Raw genomic sequence first — 20,055 nt, 5'->3', positions numbered from 1 at the left:
GCGCCAAGCGAAAAACGAGCAGGCAAAGGACGTTTCAACGCTGCGAGTCCAGGATCTCGTTTTTCTTAATCACATCCTGCGCTTTGTTGTAGCTTTCAATCAGCAAGCGATAGTTCGGGAAGATTAAGGTGTAAACGTCTGCCCATTCAGCCGCATCCGCGCGATTCCAGGTTTGCTGAATTTCCGACGCGACGGCGGCGGTATCCATCGGCACCGCCCCGGCTTGCACCACGCGAGCCAAGGTGATTTCCTGAGCCATCTTGGAATAGGTGCCGGAGGCATCAACCACGGCAAACACCTGATAACCGGCGTCAATTGCGCTGATCGCCGGGAAAGCCATACAAACGCTGGTGATCGTACCTGCGATGATCAACTGTTTTTTGCCCGTGGCTTTCACCGCCGCAACGAAATCCGGGTTATCCCAGGCGTTTATCTGTCCGGTGCGAGCGACATACTGCGCATGGGGCGCACTTTCGTGGATTTCCGGAATCAATGGCCCATTTGGCCCCTGCGGCACGGAAGCGGTAGTAATGACAGGCATTTTCGCCAGAGTGGCGATTTTGGCGAGCGCTGTCGCATAGCGGCGCAGATCAGGCATGGGCATATCACCGATCGTTTGAAACAAACCGCTTTGATGGTCGATAAGCAGCATTGCCGCATCGGCAGGGTTAATCACCGGGCGTTGATTATTAAAGTTGGCTGGAGAGCTCATATATCCTCACTTATTCATCCTGAAACCTTGTGGCGATTATTTAAGCGCCGGTCGGCGGCTAACTCGTCGTAACGACCAGAGATATTTCAACGCGCCCGGCGCCATATCATCAAATTCTGATGGTTTGAAGCATTTCAAATATTTACCATGCAATGAAATCTTCACTTTTCAAACTAGCAATGAATAGACAGGATAAACAGTAAGAAAATTGGGAATGAGTATTTCACCAATGGGAAGGTCAGATTTGTATGATAGATTTCAATGAAATGTTTATGTTTGCCAAAGTGGTTGAATGTGGTGGTTTTCTTGCCGCCAGCAAGAAATTCGGCATATCAAAATCCATGCTGTCCAGAAAGATATCCAATCTTGAAAAGAGGCTTAACGTCAGGTTAATTCAACGTTCAACCCGAAAAATAATGATTACCGATATCGGAAAGGAATATTATCGCTACTGTATAAAAATGCTCACCGCCGCTGAAGAGGCGGATAATTTCATTATTAATAAAATCGAAAAACCCACGGGGAAAATAAGGATAACATGTTCAAACATGCTTATTGATCTTGGCTTGCCAGCTATTTTAACCAAGTTCATGTTGCAGTATCCCGAGGTCAGTCTGCATGTAAAGATATTCAACAGAGATGTTGATATCATTGCCGAAGGGTATGATATCTCATTAAAAATTGTCACCGACGTGCCCAAAAACAGCAATCTGGTTATGCGGACCATTTGCACCATACCTTCTGCATTTATGGTGAGCGCATCAGCATTCGACAAATATTCTTTAAGCAAACCTGCGGATTTATCGAAAGTGCCCACGCTTGGCTGGCTGTCTTCACACGTCCAGGCTACCTGGACATTTCGTCAAGCCAAGCGCGAGATCAAAATCAACAGCGATCCATGCCTGGTGTGCGACGATATTCGCCTGATAAAAGATGCCTTGGTGGGCGGCGTCGGCGTTGGTTTTTTGCCGCTGGCGCTGGCGGAGCAAGAGTTGATGGCAGGAAGCCTGAAAACCGTTTTCGACGATTGGTCTGTGGAGGCGCATAAAATTGTCGCCATTTACCCCACCCGACAAGGCCTGCCTCCCGCTGTCAGAGTATTAATTGATTTCATTGTTGATGAATTCAATGGATAGCAGGCGATTTTTCAACCCATTACTGCCGCGGCATTTTCTCTTATATCCCCAATGGCGACTATGCTAGTAATCGACAGTCGTAGATTTCAGGATCGTAATACGCAAAATGGAGAACTATCATGTTGAACCTCGACCGCAATAATCTGCCCCTCCTGAGCGAAGAACTGCTCAAAAAGCAACGTACCACCCTGCTGATCATCGCCTTCCTGCTGCTGGCGGGCGGCATACTGTGCCTGGTCAATCCTTTCGCCTCCGGCGCGGCGCTGAGCATCGTAGTCGGCATCCTGCTGCTGTTGAGTGGCGCCGGGCTGATTATCGCCATGATCGCCAACCGGGCGCAGAATACCTGGCCGATGATCGGCGGCATTCTGCTGGGCGTGGCCTACCTGATTATCGGCTATGTGTTCATCGCCAGCCCGCTGGCGGGCATTCTGGCGCTGGCGGTGTACCTCGCCGTGCTGTTCGCGCTCGGCGGCATCGCGCGCCTGGCGGCGGGCTACATGCGCCGCGGGCTGCCGGGCAACTGGCTGCAGTTCGTTATCGGCGTGCTCGATTTGATCATCGCCTGGATGCTGATTGGCTCAGGCCCGGCGGCGTCGGTCACGCTGGTGACGGCGATCGTCGGCATCGAGATGCTGGTCAGCTCCTTTGCGCTGTTCCAGGCGGCGAATCTGTTTAAACGCGCCTGACGTTACCGGCCCGCCGCCGCGGGCCTCATCGCTTTGGTTGTTTGCAGATAAAACAAGGCGATACCCCCTCTGCTTGTCCGTGGTTATCTTCATCGGTAAGTGCCAATATAGGCGCAGACAAGGGAGCTGAAACCGATGACAACCCATTCCAACCCGTTGAACTCGCGGGAAGTCTGCCTGCAATTACGCCACTTCAATCAGGTAATCGGGCAACAATGCCGCAATATGGCGCGCCAAAAAACCACCTGTCCATGCTGCCTGACGGACATCGCCACCGGCTGCGACGCCGGTATCAAACTGTGTGGTCAACAGTTGGCCAGACCCAACCCGCAAACCCCGTTATTCCGGCAGATTCGCAACTTGCTGCTCGACCTGCGCGCAGAAGCGATAGGGGTTCACAGAATAGACGTCCTGAACCGCACCAATAACGAAATATCCTGGCTGCTGCGCGAGCTGTATTTCGAGACGTTCTAAACATAAGGGCCGCGCGCTCATCGCTTCATACCTGTCGGTGCGGGCAAGCTGCCGCGCCGTTTCATCGTAGAGCCCGCCGACTTTTCGCTACTTTATCTCTCCGCGTTCACCCCACTTTACGACCGCCGTCACACCTCGCCACCGCCAAATTGCGTTGGTTATAGAGTCGTCTACAATTCAATCGAATTACCCCCTACAACATCAGAAATTATTATTATTATAGGTGATTATGTTACAGAAACACGAAAACGTAATAAGTATGACTGTACTAAGCCCGCAAGCCACCCAACAACTGATGCCTTCGTTTTCCTCCTTGCCCCACACGCAACACGCCGACGGCAAATATCGCCTGCGCCGTTATTCAGTCGTGAAATACCTCAACCCCAACGTCGCCGAAGTGGGGCCACGCACCTTCATGCAGTCCGATCAGATCAACCACTTCCAGGGCAACGTGGTGCGCCGCTTCGAGCCTATCGACAGCGCCGTACTGCAGAGCGCCGGCATGGCGGAGATGTGCAACCTGTTTGCAGAAAGCAACGAGCTGCCGGAAGGCGCCGAGATTGAGATCCATCAGATGCGCGTGGTCGCCATCGAGAAAGACACCCAGGTGGCGCCGGAAGGCATTCACCAGGACGGTTTCGACCATATCGCGATGATCGCCATTCACCGGCACAACATCGTCGGCGGTGAAATTATGCTGTACGACGACAGCCACCACGATCCCTTCTTTAAAAAAGCGCTGGCGGACGGTGAGGCCGTGCTGCTGGCGGACAGCAAACTGTGGCACAACGCCACGCCGATCAACGCCGTGAACCCAACTGAGGAAGGCCATTTGGATCTCTTCGTCCTCACCGCGCGGGGAGAGAAAGCATGACCTTTACGCCCGAGCTCGCCCGACGCCAGTTCAGCGCCCTGTCTCAGCAAATCGACGGCAAACCGGCGATCTTTTTCGACGGCCCCGGTGGAGCGCAGGTTTCACGGGGCGTGCTGGAAAAAATGACGGACTACCTGGGGAAATACAACGCCAACCTGGGCGGCCACTACTTCTCCAGCCGGGTCACCGGCGAGGTGATGGGCCAGGCGCGAGAATCGGTGCGCGCCTTGTTAAATGCGCCGTCGCCCGACAACATTGTCTTCGGCATGAACATGACCACGCTGACTTTCCATCTCAGCCGCATCATCAGCCGCGACTGGCAGGCCGGCGATGAGGTCATCGTCACCGCGCTCGATCACTACGCCAACGTCTCCAGCTGGCAGCAGGCCGCCGCCGACAAAGGAGCCGTGGTGCATCAGATACCGCTGGAGAGCGCAGACTGTTCTCTCGACGCCGCAAAGGTGTGTGAACGCATCAACGCCAACACTCGCCTGGTGGCGGTCAGCTATGCCTCCAACGTCACCGGCAGCATCGTCGATATCAAAACCATCGTCGAAGCCGCGCATCGGGTCGGCGCGCAGGTGTATATCGACGCCGTGCACTATGCGCCGCACAACCTGATCGACGTGCAGGCGCTGAGCTGTGATTTCCTGGTGTGCTCCGCCTACAAGTTCTTTGGCCCGCACGTCGGCATGGCCTATATCGCGCCGCAGTGGTTGCAACGCTTGCGGCCATATAAAGTCGAGCCGGCCACCGACGTCGGCCCCGGCCGTTTCGAGACCGGCACGCAAAGCTTCGAGGCGCTGGCCGGCGTCGCGGCGGCGATCGACTATCTGGCGCAGTGGGGCACGCCCGGCGCGCCGTTAAGGCAGCGCTTGCAGGAGAGTTTCGCCGCCTACCACCAGCATGAAGAGGCGCTGTGCCGCCACTTTTTGCAACGGCTGCAGCAACTCGACGGCGTGCGGCTCTACGGCCATTCACAGGCGGACAGCGCGCGCCGCACGCCAACCTTCGCCCTGACCTTCAGCGGCCAGACGCCTGACGCAATCGCCCGTCATCTCGGGCAGCACAACATCTGCGCCGGCAGCGGGCATTTCTATGCGCTGGGCCTGATCCAGCAGTTGGGGTTACAGGACGGCGGCGTGCTGCGCATCGGCATGATGCACTACAACACCCAGAGTGAAATAGACACACTGTTTAAAGTGATCGCCGAAGATATCCTCAGTTAACTCGCCACATCGGCCCGCTCACCTTATTGAGCGGGCCGCACAGTGCCACATCTTTCGCAGGCCATATCGGTCAAACAACAGACGCCTTCACCAACGCTGCCCATCGCGCAACGCCGGGGGTAGAATACAGAGGATTTTATTTTAGAAATGGATTTTTACTTTGCGAAAATATGCAGTTATCGCCGCCGCGTTGATGGTGTCTTCCTGCGCCACGCCGGAGAAATGGGAAGCGCAAACGGCAACCCCGACGCCCCTGGAAGCGGCCAGAGCCAGCTGCCAGCAAGCAGCTGAACAGCGCTATCCCGTCAGCCTGTCTTTGCACGCCAGCTCACCGGCCTTCTCCTCCATGACTATCAACGGCACGGAGATCCCCAACGCCGGTGGCGGCGCCTTTCCCTCGGACAGCAATGCAATGCGCAGAACAGAACACGTTAATGCCTGCATGAAATTGGAAGGATGGGAAAATAAAAATAAGGTGACGGGGTTATTGGCATTTTTATTTAACTAACGGCAACACGGAATAACTCGGAATTACCGCACTCAGGCAGCGGTAATTCCGCCCTATTGACCGGCACCGACAGCCTGACTATTTTGCTACGATATAACAGGTTACACCTCTCCTCCATTCAGGGCGATAATCAAACAAATGGAATAAATCAATTTATGAGTGAGAAAGACACCCCCCTAAAAAATCCGCAAAGCCATATCAACAAAGCGGTATTCTTCACCTCTGCAGTCCTCATTTTTCTTCTGGTCGCGTTCGCCGCCTTTTTCCCCGACGTCGCTGACAAGAACTTCAAACTTCTGCAGCAACAAATCTTCACCAACGCCAGCTGGTTTTATATTTTGGCCGTGGCGCTGATTTTGCTCAGCGTGACGTTTCTGGGGCTTTCCCGCTACGGCGACATCAAACTCGGCCCCGATCATGCGCAACCCGATTTTCGCTACCACTCATGGTTTGCCATGCTGTTTTCAGCGGGGATGGGCATCGGCCTGATGTTCTTCGGCGTGGCAGAACCGGTTATGCACTATCTTTCGCCGCCGGTCGGCACGCCCGAGAGCGTCGAGGCGGCCAAACAGGCCATGCGCCTGACCTTTTTCCACTGGGGGCTGCACGCCTGGGCGATCTACGCCATCGTGGCGTTGATTCTGGCCTTCTTCAGCTATCGGCATGGCCTGCCGTTGACCCTGCGCTCTGCGCTTTATCCGATCATCGGCGACCGCATTTATGGCCCTATCGGCCACGCCGTCGATATCTTCGCGGTCATCGGCACCGTATTCGGGGTCGCGACCTCGCTGGGTTATGGCGTGTTGCAGGTCAACGCCGGGCTTAACCACCTGTTTGGCGTGCCGATCAACGAAACCGTTCAGGTGATATTGATCGTGGTGATTACCGGGCTGGCCACCATTTCAGTGGTTTCAGGGCTGGAGAAAGGCATACGCTTTCTGTCGGAGCTGAACCTTGGCCTGGCGCTGTTGCTCCTGGCCTTGGTCTTGCTGTTGGGGCCAACCGTTCTGCTGTTGAAATCCTTTGTGGAAAATACCGGCGGCTATCTGTCCGAGCTGGTCAGCAAGACGTTCAACCTGTATGCCTATGAGCCGAAATCCAGCAACTGGTTAGGCGGATGGACGCTGCTCTATTGGGGGTGGTGGCTCTCCTGGTCGCCTTTCGTCGGTATGTTCATCGCACGAGTTTCCCGCGGCCGAACCATCCGCGAATTTGTCACGGGCGTGCTGTTCGTCCCGGCCGGCTTCACCCTCATGTGGATGACGGTGTTCGGCAACAGCGCCATTTACCTCATCATGGAAAAGGGCGCGACAGACCTCGCCGCTACGGTACAGCAAGACGTGGCGCTGGCGTTGTTTAACTTCCTGGAGCATTTCCCGTTCTCCAGCGTGCTTTCGTTTATCGCCATGGCGATGGTTATCGTCTTTTTCGTCACCTCCGCCGATTCCGGCGCCATGGTCGTGGATACGCTGGCTTCGGGCGGCTCCAGCAACACGCCGGTTTGGCAACGCATTTTCTGGGCGTCGCTGATGGGCATCGTCGCCATCGCCTTGCTGATCGCCGGGGGGCTCAGCGCGCTGCAAACCGTCACCATCGCCAGCGCATTGCCATTCTCGGCCATCTTGCTGGTCTCCATCTACGGCTTGCTTAAGGCACTGCGTCGCGATCTGACCAAGCGCGACAGCCAAAATATGGCCACCATCGCCCCCACCGCCGCCCGCAACCCCATTCCCTGGCAGCGCAGACTGCGCAATATCGCCTATCTGCCAAAACGCTCGCTGGTTAAGCGCTTTATGGATGAGGTCATCCAGCCTGCCATGACGCTGGTGCAGGAAGAGCTGAGTAAACAAAACACGCTCAGCAGCATCAACGCCACTGCGGAAGACCGTATTCGTTTCGAGGTCGATTTGGGCGATGAGCTTAACTTTATCTATGAAGTCAGACTGCGCGGCTACAGTTCGCCGACGTTCGCTCTGGCCGGGCTGGATAACGATGAACAGCAAGCCGAGCAGCACAAGTATTATCGCGCGGAGATCTACCTGAAAGAAGGCGGCCAGAACTACGATGTCATGGGCTGGAATCAGGAGCAGTTGATCAACGATATTCTTGACCAGTACGAGAAACACCTGCATTTCTTGCATCTGGTTCGCTGAATGCCGACATGCCGTCCCCAGGGGCGGCATTTTTTTGCCCCGTTTTCTTCACCACAGTGCTGATGATGCGGTTGGAATGGCGGACAAACAGAAACAGCGCTTTATGAGCAAAGGATTGGTTCGGGATAACGTTTCGAAGAATCAGGATGTTTTCAAGAGGGGGTGCTGGAGCGGGTGAAGGGAATCGAACCCTCGTATGCAGCTTGGGAAGTTGCCGTTCCTATATCTCACCAGTGTAACCAGACGGATCACCTGATTGCGGCATCTTAGAGGAATACTGAGATGGCGATCAAGCACAACACAAAATATTTATTCATGCGAAATGATGGAATATGGCTTTTTCAGGTTTTTGTTCCTTCCTACATGCGCCACCTAACAGACGGTAAGCGAATTTTCCGCCGTTCGAACGGTGAGCGTGACACCGAGAAAGCGATCAACTTCCGTGACCACATGATCATTGAGTTCAACAAGATCAAAAATCAGCTTAAACCTGATACTCACCAGTTGAAGATTCAACGGGGAATCGCAGCCTTGCTGCGGTCTGATAAAAGAGCAGGCCAACAAACCACAATATCTATGCGGCCAAACCATCCATTTCACCTACACTTGCTCAAATCCGGGACGAGTACCTATCCGAATATCAGGATAAGCGGGAATGAACCACTCTCTCTAAGACCTTGTTTAGCGTTAACTTGTTCATTGAGTCCCTGGGTGTCGCCGATGTTCCCCTGAGTGATATTAGGCGAACACAGGTTGCACGCTTTATCAGGGAGCAGAAGAGAGATAAATCCTCTCAAACCGTCCATAACTATCTCTCAAGCCTATCTTCTGTCTATGAGTATGCCCGGCGCTGTTATGACGGTATCCCTGCTGACTGCCCATTCAAAGGCCATGCGTTGGAAGCTAAATCCACACTCGAGAGCTACGAACCATTTACTATTGAGGACACAACGAAACTGCTTAACACGGCAGACGATGAACTGAGGTATGTGATCCTAATCGGACTGTATCAGGGGATGCGGTTGGATGAGATCTGCAGCATTCGGTGTGTCGATGTGATCATGGATGGCGGTGGGTTATCGCTCCACATTAGCAAGAGCAAGACAAAGGCGGGGGTTCGCACAATTCCGGTGCATTCGTTAATTGTGGGAGTAATAGAGAAGTACCTGAACCGGGGTAATGAATATCTTTTGCCAAGCGCAAACAGCGTTACTCGAAGCGACGGAAAGAAATCACCTTATTTCAGTCAGAAATTTACCCGTTTGAGGAATCGTGTCTTGCCTACGGCGAGCGATAGGCAGTGCTTCCACAGTTTGCGTGGAATGTTTATCACCAGTTTGGATAGGCACAACATAGACGACAGCCGGATAGCCGCACTTGTAGGTCACACGCAGAAAACCATGGCGAAACAGGTCTACAGTCAAGGAGCTGAGCTTGAAGTATTAAGGAAGATCATAGAGTTGGTGGATTATGAGGGATTGTAATTTGGCTTAGGTAGGTGGCTGAAAATTTTACAGAGCTTTACCCACATTTTTCTTGATCTTATTGGTGGGCACACATACATTTTAACCACATATAGTGCCATGAAGCAATAATCAGGCACTATATGAGCGATTCATTGTACCCAACTTAAAAAGAGATAATCTCTATGGCAAACTCAAAGAAAACCTCGCAGGACATAGCTAGCAAAGCCGCAAAGGTTCTGGCAAATTCCAACGCATCAGATATCCAAAAAAAATTAGCAGGCTCTGCGCTATCTCAAAGAAGTACGACACATCAAACCGGAAGCGAAATGGAAGACATCGCCTCTAGAGTACTCAGAAGCTCCAAATACAGTGAGGAAACTAAGGAGCTTGCAGCCTCTGTTCTCTCCCAGTCAAATAAAGACCGTTAAGTCATCCATATTTTAAGGGAGGTTCTCCCCTCCCTTTCACTATTTTTGTACTACTTACACTTAACTGTTTTGATCCCTTCCCAATATCGGTAACAGGCTAAATCAGAGAACCGGGCATTTTTGCAGACTTCGGATAAATTCCTCAGGTGTCAGGTTGTTTAATGATGAATGAGGTCGTTGCTGGTTATATTCCTGCCGCCAGCACTCGATCTTCTCCTGAGCATCTTCCAGTGACAGGAACCAATGCACATTCAGACATTCATCACGAAGGCTGCCATTAAATGACTCGACCAGTGCGTTGTTTGTGGGCTTTCCAGGCCGTGAGAAGTCCATCGTCACCTTATTTTCATACGCCCATCGGTCCAGAGATTTGAAGATAAATTCGCTGCCATTGTCCGTCTGCAACCTGAGGGGGACACGGCGCTTCATTTGCTTCAGGCGCTCCATAACGGCCACTACATCCTTACCCCGTAACCCCTGTCCAACCTGGATAGCCAGACATTCCCGACTAAAATTATCGACTATAGTCAGCGCCCGGATCCGGCGGCCGTTGAACAGATTATCAGCAACAAAATCCATGCTCCAGCACTGATCTACCGCGCTAACTTCCGGACGAACGCGCCGATGTCTGGCAGTGACATGTCGATGGGGCCGTTTTGTCCGCAGATTCAGCCCTTCCAGACAGTAAATCCGGTGGGTTTTCTTATGATTTATTAACCAGCCTGACCGTCGTAAAAGAATATGAATGCGCTGGCAACCGTAGCGAACTCGCGCTGCTGCAATCTCTCTTATCCTCTGAGTCAGGGCCCTGTCATCGCGGCAGCTACGGTAGTTGTATACCGTACGACTCTGCATCATCAGACGACAGCCACGGCGCAGACCAATGCGGTAGGCGTCGAGCAGATAAGCCACCGCTTCCCGTTTCTGGACGGGCCTCAGAACTTTTTTCGAATGACATCCTGGAGCATTTCCTTGTCCAGACTGAGGTATGCTACCAGACGACGGAGCCGCTGATTTTCATCCTCCAGCTGTCGTAGACGGCGCAATTCTGTTACCCCCATCCCGCCAAACTTTTTCTTCCAGTTGTAAAACGTGGCTTCAGAAATGCCCATCTTTCTGCACACTTCTTCCACCCGATTGCCGGTTTCGGCCTGTTTCAACGCAAAAGCGATCTGTTCTTCGGTATAGCGGGTCTTTTTCATGACGAAATGGCCTCTGTGTTCGATAAAAGAAAGACCGGATACTGCAGTTTAGACCGGTACTGATTACAGGGAAGAGATCAAGCATTTCACTTTACTCGCGTATACAACTCTCTCTCAATTTTGTCAAAATCACCCTTTGCGGCGGCAATCAAATCATTGAAAATATCTCTAAATAGAGCATCTTGGGAAATTTCTATTTTGTATATCTTCTGATGGCTACCACTCTTTAGTTGTGACTTCAATCGAATTCTCCTGACATCATTATAATTCTCACCAATACTAAATACATAAAAAATAGCAAAACCCTCCGCAACAAAGAACCATAAGAATCCGTTAACTTGCTCTACCTCTCTAAAAGAGAAATTACTTAACACCGCTTTAAGTTCAACGTCACGAATGTTATTCGTACTATCAACAAGCCGAAAAACGCATATTTTTATGAAGTAATCCACCTTAAATTGGCTTAACTTATTTATCCTGATCAAGTTATTTTTTACACAGTACCGCATAAGTTCATCTAACTCAGGCGCGCCTACAACAGTAGAGTAATGTATATTTTTTGATATTGAAGCACGCCACAGGATACTAAGCAAATACAGATAGAACCTCTTATAATTAAATGAGTTAATTATAATATGATCAGAGTTTTTCCTTATATTATGATGATTTCTCAACAACCTAATGCCGTATGACTCGTATTCAGTACTAATAAATTGCTCACACTCAAAACACAGCAAAGGCTCCTTAGGGTCAACGTTTTCTCGCTTTGGCCTGCTGCCTTTTCGCACCAAAATCAATTGTGAATCGTTTTTCTTTAACCGTTTGAAATAGCTTCTTGGAATACTGTGTGACTCTTGTAGTTCCTTCTCTTCAAGACATAGCTTACATATTCCTTTCATATCGACTCCGTACCGAAAAGGTCATCTTGCACTCATAAATTCACTTAAACATAAAATCCTGTAGAACTATAGAGTCCGTTGATAGTGAAAATCTTAGCATCCCAAACAGGCTATTAATATAAATTTTGAATAAAACTAACTCCTAAACATCTGGTAACACCGCCGATCAATTTCTTGATCCATTTTAACATGCATCTCCCTATAGCTTACACGTTCAAAATCACGTGCAATTTTCCAATTACAACCATGAGCCGTACATTTTATTAATGGGTACGGACTCAAACCATATATGTTATTTTCATGTTCGCTCAACATCCCAAAGCAAATAGGACACCTCATATTAAGCGAATCTAACGAATACCCCCCCATACCTCTAACCCAACGCCATGAAACCAGCATCCCAAAAATAGTATCATTCGTATAGTTTAAAAAACTATCTTCTTGCTCCAGATTTCCGGATGCAAGTTTCTGGCGTATAACGTAACCAACCGTAGGTAGCGTAATCAACAATATTATCGATACAGTAATCACCGCCCATACAGGCATAGTTACTGGATAAAATAGAACATTAATCAACCATAGGAAACACGACTTAATGTAGCTCCATAACCAGACAATCGCAGCCAAACCACCTCCGCCAGTAACAAGAGCTACAACTACGCCCGATACGCTGTCTTTAGTTAGATCTTTCCACCATCCCATAGGTAATCTTCTTGTTTGATCTATTCTTTATGCTCAATTTTACAGCGAACTAAATTTAAGACAATAGCATCCATAAAGCCCGCGGGCAGTAAGGAAAACCAACGAGCGTTAGTGAGAGCATCAGTAAGCACCTCCACTGGCCTGTAACACACCACAAACATTTATCAGGTAACTTGTGTATCCCATAGGGAAGCGTAAGCGACACGCTGGCAGAGCCGGTCTATTGCTACCGGTGCAAAACCACCATAACCCTGTTTATCCCCTCTACCGTGGAAGCATCAAGGAGGCATCGGCTATCATGCTGTTTGTGTAGAGCGCTTTAGAGAAGGTTTAGAGCCGTGATTAGCGGCATGCTGTTCTTGTTGGGCTATCGCGGTAAGACGTTGGAACGACCGCCAGCAAAAAGGTATGATCTCTAACCAATCAACACCCCCTGTCGCGACAGGTGAGCGTGTAGTTCAATGGTAGCTATCAGAGAGGCAACGCCTCTGCAGAGGGCTATTTTAGCTGGATAGTGTAGCTAAAAGAGACATGGAGCGGGTGAAGGGAATCGAACCCTCGTATGCAGCTTGGGAAGCTGCCGTTCTACCATTGAACTACACCCGCATCGGTGTGCGACAGGCATTATAACCGGTTATAGGCGGCGGGCAAGCGGAGATGGCGCGTAACTGTCGATGTTTTAAGCGGTTAAGTCCGGTGGGCAAAAAAAACCGGCGCAGTTGCCTGCACCGGTGGTTTCACGCTAAACGGAATTATTTCTGTGGGCGCATCGCCGGGAACAGAATCACGTCGCGGATGGTGTGGCTGTTGGTGAACAGCATCACCATGCGGTCGATACCGATGCCCAGACCGGCGGTCGGCGGCAGGCCGTGCTCCAGCGCGGTGACGTAGTCTTCGTCGTAGAACATCGCTTCGTCGTCGCCAGCGTCTTTGGCGTTCACCTGATCGGCGAAGCGCTGCGCCTGGTCTTCGGCGTCGTTCAGCTCGGAGAAGCCGTTGCCGATTTCACGGCCGCCGATGAAGAACTCGAAGCGGTCGGTGATTTCCGGGTTAACGTCGTTGCGGCGCGCCAGCGGCGACACTTCAGCCGGGTACTCGGTGATGAAGGTCGGCTGAATCAGATGGCTTTCCGCCACTTCTTCGAAGATCTCGGTCACGACGCGGCCCAGGCCCCAGCTTTTCTCAACCTTGATGCCGATGGATTCTGCGATGGCCACCGCTTTGCCCATGTCGGCCAGGTCAGCCAGATCGGTTTCCGGGCGGTATTTCTTGATCGCCTCGGTCATGGTCAGCTTCTCGAACGGCTTGCCGAAGTCGAACACTTCGTCACCGTACTGCACCTGAGAGGTGCCCAGCACTTTCTCGGTCAGGGTGCGGAACAGCGTCTCGGTCAGCTCGATCAGGTCTTTGTAATCCGCGTAAGCCATGTAGAGTTCCATCATGGTGAACTCTGGGTTGTGACGCGGAGAAACGCCTTCGTTACGGAAGTTACGGTTGATTTCGAACACGCGCTCAAAGCCACCAACCACCAGACGCTTCAGATACAGTTCCGGCGCGATGCGCAGGTACATATCGATATCCAGCGCGTTGTGGTGGGTGATGAACGGACGCGCGGACGCACCGCCCGGGATCACCTGCATCATCGGGGTTTCGACTTCCATGAAGCCGCGTTCCACCATGAAGTTACGGATAGCCGACATCACCTGAGAACGCACCTTGAAGGTGTTGCGCGATTCTTCGTTGGCGATCAGGTCCAGGTAACGCTGGCGGTAACGGGTTTCCTGATCCGCCAGGCCGTGGAATTTGTCCGGCAGCGGGCGCAGCGCTTTGGTCAGCAGACGCAGCTCGGTGCAGTGGATCGACAGTTCGCCGGTCTTGGTTTTGAACAGCTTGCCGCGTGCGCCGAGGATATCGCCCAGGTCCCACTTCTTGAACTGGTCGTTGTACACGCCTTCAGCCAGATCGTCGCGCGCGACGTACAGCTGAATGCGGCCGCCCACGTCCTGCAGCGTGACGAAGGATGCCTTGCCCATAATGCGGCGGGTCATCATGCGGCCGGCGACGGTCACTTCTACGCCCAGCGCTTCCAGCTCTTCGTTGCCTTTATCGCCGTACGCGGCGTGCAGTTTGTCGGAGGTGGAGTCGCGACGGAAGTCATTCGGGAACGCAATGCCGTTCTCGCGCAGGCCGGCCAGTTTCTCGCGGCGGGACTGCAGTTCGTTATTGAGATCCAGCGCCTGATCGGCGCCCTGTACTTGTTGTTCAGACATTTCTATTCCTCATAACCCGGCTTTCAAACTTGCCTCAATGAATTTATCCAGGTCGCCATCCAGTACGGCCTGCGTGTTACGCGTTTCGACGTTGGTGCGCAAATCCTTGATGCGGGAGTCATCCAGCACGTAAGAACGGATTTGGCTGCCCCAGCCGATGTCGGACTTGTTGTCTTCCATCGTCTGCTTATCAGCATTTTTCTTTTGCATCTCAAACTCGTACAGCTTGGCTCGCAGCTGTTTAAACGCTTGATCCTTGTTCTTATGCTGAGAACGATCGTTCTGGCACTGCACCACGATGTTGGTTGGCAGGTGAGTAATACGTACGGCGGATTCGGTTTTGTTGACGTGCTGACCGCCCGCACCGGAGGCGCGGTACACGTCGATACGCAGATCCGCCGGGTTGATTTCGATATCGATATCGTCGTCGACTTCCGGGTAGATGAACACCGAGCTGAACGAGGTGTGGCGACGGCCGCCGGAGTCGAACGGGCTCTTGCGCACCAGGCGGTGAACGCCGGTTTCAGTGCGCAACCAGCCGAACGCGTAGTCGCCGATGATCTTGATGGTGGCGGATTTCAGGCCCGCGACGTCGCCGTCGGACTCTTCGATCACTTCGGTCTTGAAGCCCTTGGCTTCGGCCCAGCGCAGGTACATGCGCAGCAGCATGCTGGCCCAGTCCTGCGCTTCGGTGCCGCCGGAGCCGGCCTGGATATCCAGGTAGCAGTCGGCGCTGTCGTATTCGCCGGAGAACATGCGGCGGAATTCCAACTGATCCAGCTTGCTCATCAGCTGATCCAGCTCGGCGACCGCTTCGTTGAAGGTCTCTTCATCGTCGGCTTCCACCGCCAGTTCCAGCAGCCCGCCGACGTCTTCGCCGCCCTGCTCCAGCTGATCGATGGTTTCAACGATGGCTTCCAGCGCGGCGCGCTCTTTGCCGAGCGCCTGTGCGCGCTCCGGCTCGTTCCACACGTCCGGCTGCTCCAGCTCGGCGTTGACCTCTTCTAGGCGTTCCTTCTTGGCATCATAGTCAAAGATACCCCCTAAGAACCGCAGTCCGCTCGGACAGGTCCTGAATTCGGTTTTTTACCGGGTTAATTTCAAACATGGTTTCGTTCTTTTACGTTGATGTCGTCGATGGCGGAATGCCATTGGAACCGCTAATTCTAACGGATCCGGGCGGCAGTTTATAGCGAGTTGGTCAGTTTTTGTGGCGATCGGGAAGGATGCGGGGGATTGGAGAGCCCAATCCCCGAATTGTGTTCAATTTCGCCTCAGCGCGGCCAAAGATGCTGGATCAGCAGCTGCACGTTGCGGTTGCCGCGAAACTCGTTGACGTCGAGCTTGTAGGCGAGTTCGACCTCGCGCACGCTGCTGTCCGGCCACAGCGTGGTGTCCACGTTGAATGCGATGCCGTCGAGCAGCGGGCCGCCGCCGAGCGGCTCCACCATCAGCTTCAGGTGTTTCTCGCCCACCAGCCGCTGCTGCAGGATGCGGAATTTGCCGTCGAAGGTCGGTTCCGGGAACGCCTGGCCCCACGGGCCGCCCTCGCGCAGCAGCTCCGCCGTCGTCAGCGACAGCTCCTGCATCGCCAGCTCGCCGTCAGACCAGATCACCCCTTCCAGCATCGCCGGATCGAGCCATTCCCCCACCAGCTCGCCGAAGCGCTGGCGGAACTCGTCGAACCTGGCCTCTTCCAGCGACAGCCCGGCCGCCATCGCGTGGCCGCCGAACTTCATCATCAGGCCGGGGTTCAGCATATCCAGCCGCTCCAGCGCGTCGCGCATGTGCAGGCCAGGCACCGAACGGCCGGAGCCTTTCAGGATGCCGTCGCCCGCCGGCGCGAACGCGATCACCGGGCGGTGGAAACGCTCTTTGATACGTGAGGCGAGGATACCCACCACGCCCTGGTGCCATTCCGGGTGATACATCGCCAGCCCGTAAGGCAGCTCGGTACTGGTGCGCTCCAACTGGTCGCACAGCTGCAGGGCTTCCACCTGCATGCCCTGCTCTATCTCGCGTCGCGTCTGGTTCAGCGCGTCGAGATCGTTGGCCAGCATACGCGCCTGCGCGATGTCATCGCTCAGCAGCAGCGCCACGCCGATCGACATGTCGTCCAGCCTGCCGGCGGCGTTAAGACGCGGGCCGAGAGCGAAACCGAGATCGTTGGCCGCCAGCTGGCGGGCATCGCGGTTGGCCACCTCAAGCAGCGCGCGGATGCCCGGACGGCATTTGCCGGCACGGATGCGGTTTAACCCCTGATACACCAGAATGCGGTTGTTGGCGTCCAGCGGCACCACGTCGGCCACGGTGCCGAGCGCCACCAGATCCAACAGTTCCGCCAGATTGGGCATCGCCAGCGCGCGCTGTTCGAACCAGCCGCTGTCCCGCAGCCGGGCGCGCAGCGCCAACATCAGGTAGAACGCGACGCCCACCCCGGCCAGCGATTTGGACGGGAAGGCGCAGCCGCGCAGGTTGGGATTGACGATCGCTTCGGCCGCCGGCAGGGTCTCGCCCGGCAGGTGGTGATCGGTCACCAACACCTGCATGCCCTTGGCATGCGCCACGTCGACGCCGGCGTGGGAGGAGATGCCGTTATCGACGGTGACGATCAGCTCCGCACCGCGCGCCGCCGCCTGCTCCACCACTTCGGGGCTCAGGCCGTAGCCGTCTTCAAAGCGGTTCGGCACCAGGTAGTCGACGCTGGCGCCGCCCATGCTGCGCAGCGCCAGCACCGTCAGTGCGGTGCTGGTGGCGCCGTCGGCGTCGAAATCGCCCACCACCATGATGCGGCGGCCGTCGGCCAGCGCCTGTTGCAGCAGGCTGACGGCGTCGTCGATGCCGTCCAGCTGTTGCCAGGGCAGCATGCCCTTGACGCCGCGTTCCAGCTCCTGCTCAGCCTGCACGCCGCGCAGGGCGTAAAGCCGGCGCAGCAGCGGCGGCAAACTGGCGGGCAGATGCGTGTCGTCCGCCGCCGGGCGGCGACGTAGTTGCGTTTTGATACTCACCGGCGATTAACCACCGGCTTTGGTGGCGGCCTGGTGCGCATCCAGCATAGCGGCCATCTCTTTCGGCCCCTGATAGCCCGGGATCATCATGCCGTTTTCCAGGATGATCGCCGGCGTGCCCTGAATGCCGAACTGCACGCCCAGCTCGTAATGCTTGCTGATGTCGGTTTTGCAGGTCGCCGGAGAAACGGCGTCGCCCTTCATGGCCGCGTCGAACGCCTTGGCCTTGTCTGCGGTACACCAGATCGACTGCATGTCTTTCTCAGCCTGGGAGGCCAGCCCCTGGCGCGGGAACGCCAGGTAGCGCACGGTGATGCCCAGATCGTTGTACTCTTTCATCTGCTGGTGCAGCTTGTGGCAGTAACCGCAGGTGATGTCGGTGAACACGGTGATCACGTGTTTCTCTTTCGGCGCCTTGTAGACGATCATCTGATCTTTCAGCGCGTCCATCTTGCTGCCCAGCAGTTGGTTGGTCACGTTGACCGGCTCTTTGCCGCTGACGTCGAACAGCGGGCCCTGCAGGATATGCTTGCCGTCTTCGGAGGCGTACAGCACGCCGCTGTCGGTCAGCACGGTTTTCAGTCCATTGACCGGTGAAGGCTGCACGTCCGCCTGCTGGATGCCCAGGCTGGCGAGCGCTTTTTTGATCGCCGCGTCATCGGCATGGGCGGCGCTGGTCACCGAAGCCACCAGCAGTGAGAGCAGCATTAAACCTTTTTTCATTGTTCCAATCCTTTCGAACCCGCCGCTCAGGCGCGCGGGTGATGCTGTTGATGTAGCTGTTTCAGTCGTTCGGTCGCTACATGAGTATAAATTTGCGTGGTCGAGAGATCGCTGTGCCCTAACAACATCTGTACGACACGGAGATCGGCCCCATGGTTCAGCAAATGGGTGGCGAACGCGTGCCGCAACACGTGCGGCGACAGACGCTCGCTGTCGATGCCCGCAAGGATGGCATAGTGTTTGATGCGATGCCAGAACGTCTGTCGGGTCATTTGCTGGCAGCGGGTGCTGGGGAACAGCACATCCAGCGTCTGGCCGTTGACCAGCCACGGGCGGCCGTGCTCCAGATAATTTTCGATCCAGTAGACCGCCTCTTCGCCCAGCGGCACCAGCCGCTCCTTGTTGCCCTTGCCGATCACCCGCACCACGCCCTGGCGCAGGCTGACGTCGCTGATGCTCAGCCCCACCAGTTCGGAAACTCGCAGCCCGGTGGCGTACAACACTTCGAGCATCGCCTTGTCGCGCAGTTCCAGCGGCTGATCGACACAGGGCGCCTGCAGCAGCGCATCGACCTGCGCCTCGCTCAAATCCTTCGGCAAACGCTGCGGCAGCTTGGGAGACGCCAGCTGCGCGGTGGGATCGTCGGCGCGCAGCTTTTCGCGGTACAGGTACTGAAACAGGCGGCGCATGGCGCTCAGCAAACGCGCGGAGCTGGTGGCCTTGTAGCCGCCGTCCACCCGCTCAGCGAGAAACGCCTGCAGATCCAACGCCTGCGCCTGCAGCAAGGCGGTGTTTTGCTGGCCAAGCCAGGTGCCCAGCGCCTGCAAATCCAGCCGGTAGGAGGCCAGCGTATTTTCCGCCAGATTGCGCTCAAGCCACAGCGCATCCAGGAATTGTTCAATCAGCGCATGGTCTTGCTGTTGCACGCGGTCCTCTCTTTGTTGCATTTCCACCCGCGCCATTATGCCTTAAGCCGACGTAAATCAGGTATACTCGCTGCAATTCTCTAAACGGCAACGTAACGGTTTACACATGAAGATTGGTCTGTTTTACGGCTCCAGCACCTGCTACACCGAGATGGCGGCAGAAAAAATCCGTGAGATTCTGGGTGAAGACCTGGTCGACCTGCACAACCTGAAAGACGTCTCTCCCAAGCTGATGGAGGACTATTCCATACTGATCCTCGGCATCCCGACCTGGGATTTCGGCGAACTGCAGGAAGACTGGGAAGCGATCTGGCCGCAGCTGCCGGCGCTGGATCTGAAAGGCAAAATCGTCGCCATGTACGGCATGGGCGATCAGCTCGGGTACGGTGAGTGGTTCCTCGACGCGCTGGGCATGCTGCACGATCACATCGCGCCGCTGGGCGTGCAGTTCATCGGCTTCTGGCCAACCGAGGGCTTCGAGTTCACCAGCCCCAAACCGCTGAGCGCCGACGGCAAACACTTCGTCGGCCTGGCGCTCGATGAGGTCAATCAATACGATCTGAGCGAAGAGCGCCTGCAGCAATGGTGCGAACAGATCCTGCTGGAAATGGAGCCGCTGCTGTAGCCGCTATCGGGCGCTCAACGCGCCCGATTTC

Annotated in this window: 20 protein-coding genes and 1 tRNA gene; 11 read left to right on the top strand and 10 right to left on the bottom strand. The window is 54.6% G+C overall.

Going from position 1 to position 20,055, the window contains the following annotated elements; translation table 11 throughout:
• Positions 1 to 34: 34 nt before the first annotated feature.
• Positions 35 to 712: a hydrolase gene (locus tag ACJ8PI_RS22645; RefSeq protein ID WP_033635814.1), complete on the bottom strand. Its 678-nt coding sequence runs from the start codon at positions 710 to 712 to the stop codon at positions 35 to 37.
• A 272-nt stretch (positions 713 to 984) separates the two neighbouring features.
• Here ACJ8PI_RS22645 and ACJ8PI_RS22640 point away from each other — a divergent pair, with 272 nt between their 5' ends.
• From ACJ8PI_RS22640 to ACJ8PI_RS22595, 10 genes are all read left to right on the top strand, one after another.
• On the top strand, positions 985 to 1,848 hold the full coding sequence (locus ACJ8PI_RS22640) for a LysR substrate-binding domain-containing protein (RefSeq protein ID WP_164134711.1): 864 nt from the start codon (positions 985 to 987) through the stop codon (positions 1,846 to 1,848).
• 119 nt (positions 1,849 to 1,967) lie between these two features.
• Complete coding sequence (locus ACJ8PI_RS22635; RefSeq protein ID WP_033654076.1) at positions 1,968 to 2,537, top strand: HdeD family acid-resistance protein; 570 nt, start codon at positions 1,968 to 1,970, stop codon at positions 2,535 to 2,537.
• 135 nt (positions 2,538 to 2,672) lie between these two features.
• The gene (locus tag ACJ8PI_RS22630) at positions 2,673 to 3,011 is read left to right on the top strand and encodes a hypothetical protein (protein WP_033654075.1); all 339 of its coding nucleotides are present in this window, start codon (positions 2,673 to 2,675) and stop codon (positions 3,009 to 3,011) included.
• A 259-nt stretch (positions 3,012 to 3,270) separates the two neighbouring features.
• The gene (locus tag ACJ8PI_RS22625; RefSeq protein WP_223182037.1) at positions 3,271 to 3,885 is read left to right on the top strand and encodes a 2OG-Fe dioxygenase family protein; all 615 of its coding nucleotides are present in this window, start codon (positions 3,271 to 3,273) and stop codon (positions 3,883 to 3,885) included.
• Positions 3,882 to 5,114 (top strand): cysteine desulfurase-like protein, encoded by a 1,233-nt coding sequence (locus ACJ8PI_RS22620; RefSeq protein WP_164134710.1) that lies wholly within the window; start codon positions 3,882 to 3,884, stop codon positions 5,112 to 5,114. The genes ACJ8PI_RS22625 and ACJ8PI_RS22620 overlap by 4 nt, the downstream gene beginning before the upstream one ends.
• 160 nt (positions 5,115 to 5,274) lie before the next feature.
• On the top strand, positions 5,275 to 5,622 hold the full coding sequence (locus ACJ8PI_RS22615; protein WP_399574335.1) for a hypothetical protein: 348 nt from the start codon (positions 5,275 to 5,277) through the stop codon (positions 5,620 to 5,622).
• Between the two features lie 155 nt (positions 5,623 to 5,777).
• Positions 5,778 to 7,775, top strand: a complete 1,998-nt coding sequence (locus tag ACJ8PI_RS22610; protein ID WP_033635821.1) for a BCCT family transporter — start codon at positions 5,778 to 5,780, stop codon at positions 7,773 to 7,775.
• Between the two features lie 282 nt (positions 7,776 to 8,057).
• The gene (locus tag ACJ8PI_RS22605) at positions 8,058 to 8,507 is read left to right on the top strand and encodes a hypothetical protein (RefSeq protein WP_239509795.1); all 450 of its coding nucleotides are present in this window, start codon (positions 8,058 to 8,060) and stop codon (positions 8,505 to 8,507) included.
• Between the two features lie 164 nt (positions 8,508 to 8,671).
• Positions 8,672 to 9,259: a tyrosine-type recombinase/integrase gene (locus ACJ8PI_RS22600; protein WP_239509794.1), complete on the top strand. Its 588-nt coding sequence runs from the start codon at positions 8,672 to 8,674 to the stop codon at positions 9,257 to 9,259.
• 164 nt (positions 9,260 to 9,423) lie between these two features.
• A complete protein-coding gene (locus ACJ8PI_RS22595; RefSeq protein ID WP_121535418.1) occupies positions 9,424 to 9,669 on the top strand; it encodes a hypothetical protein in 246 nt (81 codons plus the stop codon).
• A gap of 102 nt (positions 9,670 to 9,771) precedes the next feature.
• Here the strand turns inward: ACJ8PI_RS22595 and ACJ8PI_RS22590 are convergent.
• The 9 genes from ACJ8PI_RS22590 to xerD all read right to left on the bottom strand — a co-directional run bounded on the left by ACJ8PI_RS22590 (position 9,772) and on the right by xerD (position 19,399).
• Positions 9,772 to 10,871 (bottom strand): IS3 family transposase gene (locus ACJ8PI_RS22590; RefSeq protein ID WP_121535416.1). Its coding sequence is split into 2 segments (ribosomal slippage): positions 9,772 to 10,610 and positions 10,610 to 10,871, totalling 1,101 coding nucleotides; the frame shifts between segments, so codons are not numbered across the junction.
• A gap of 86 nt (positions 10,872 to 10,957) precedes the next feature.
• Positions 10,958 to 11,770 carry a hypothetical protein gene (locus ACJ8PI_RS22585; protein WP_121535414.1) on the bottom strand — a complete coding sequence of 271 codons (813 nt, stop codon included), beginning with the start codon at positions 11,768 to 11,770 and terminating at the stop codon, positions 10,958 to 10,960.
• A gap of 135 nt (positions 11,771 to 11,905) precedes the next feature.
• On the bottom strand, positions 11,906 to 12,472 hold the full coding sequence (locus tag ACJ8PI_RS22580; RefSeq protein WP_147435746.1) for a hypothetical protein: 567 nt from the start codon (positions 12,470 to 12,472) through the stop codon (positions 11,906 to 11,908).
• Between the two features lie 532 nt (positions 12,473 to 13,004).
• Positions 13,005 to 13,078 (bottom strand) — tRNA-Gly (locus ACJ8PI_RS22575).
• 146 nt (positions 13,079 to 13,224) lie between these two features.
• A complete protein-coding gene (gene lysS / locus ACJ8PI_RS22570) occupies positions 13,225 to 14,742 on the bottom strand; it encodes a lysine--tRNA ligase (RefSeq protein WP_164134709.1) in 1,518 nt (505 codons plus the stop codon).
• A gap of 9 nt (positions 14,743 to 14,751) precedes the next feature.
• A protein-coding gene (gene prfB, locus ACJ8PI_RS22565; protein WP_096242572.1) for a peptide chain release factor 2 occupies positions 14,752 to 15,850 on the bottom strand; the annotation gives its coding sequence in 2 pieces (ribosomal slippage) (positions 14,752 to 15,774 and positions 15,776 to 15,850; 1,098 coding nt in all).
• A gap of 166 nt (positions 15,851 to 16,016) precedes the next feature.
• On the bottom strand, positions 16,017 to 17,750 hold the full coding sequence (recJ, locus tag ACJ8PI_RS22560) for a single-stranded-DNA-specific exonuclease RecJ (RefSeq protein ID WP_033649458.1): 1,734 nt from the start codon (positions 17,748 to 17,750) through the stop codon (positions 16,017 to 16,019).
• 6 nt (positions 17,751 to 17,756) lie between these two features.
• The gene (gene dsbC, locus ACJ8PI_RS22555; RefSeq protein WP_033635824.1) at positions 17,757 to 18,473 is read right to left on the bottom strand and encodes a bifunctional protein-disulfide isomerase/oxidoreductase DsbC; all 717 of its coding nucleotides are present in this window, start codon (positions 18,471 to 18,473) and stop codon (positions 17,757 to 17,759) included.
• Between the two features lie 26 nt (positions 18,474 to 18,499).
• Positions 18,500 to 19,399, bottom strand: coding sequence for a site-specific tyrosine recombinase XerD (gene xerD, locus ACJ8PI_RS22550; protein WP_033638574.1), 900 nt, complete (start codon positions 19,397 to 19,399; stop codon positions 18,500 to 18,502).
• A 106-nt stretch (positions 19,400 to 19,505) separates the two neighbouring features.
• Between xerD and fldB the strand changes: the two genes are divergently transcribed.
• Positions 19,506 to 20,024, top strand: a complete 519-nt coding sequence (fldB, locus tag ACJ8PI_RS22545; RefSeq protein ID WP_033635825.1) for a flavodoxin FldB — start codon at positions 19,506 to 19,508, stop codon at positions 20,022 to 20,024.
• The last annotated feature ends 31 nt before the right edge of the window (positions 20,025 to 20,055 follow it).

Origin of the sequence: Serratia sp. CY82433, from assembly GCF_052166535.1 — a bacterium.
GTDB classification, from domain to species: domain Bacteria; phylum Pseudomonadota; class Gammaproteobacteria; order Enterobacterales; family Enterobacteriaceae; genus Serratia; species Serratia sarumanii.
Note: the sequence above shows the minus strand (reverse complement) of the source record. Positions and strands in the feature narration are given on the sequence as shown.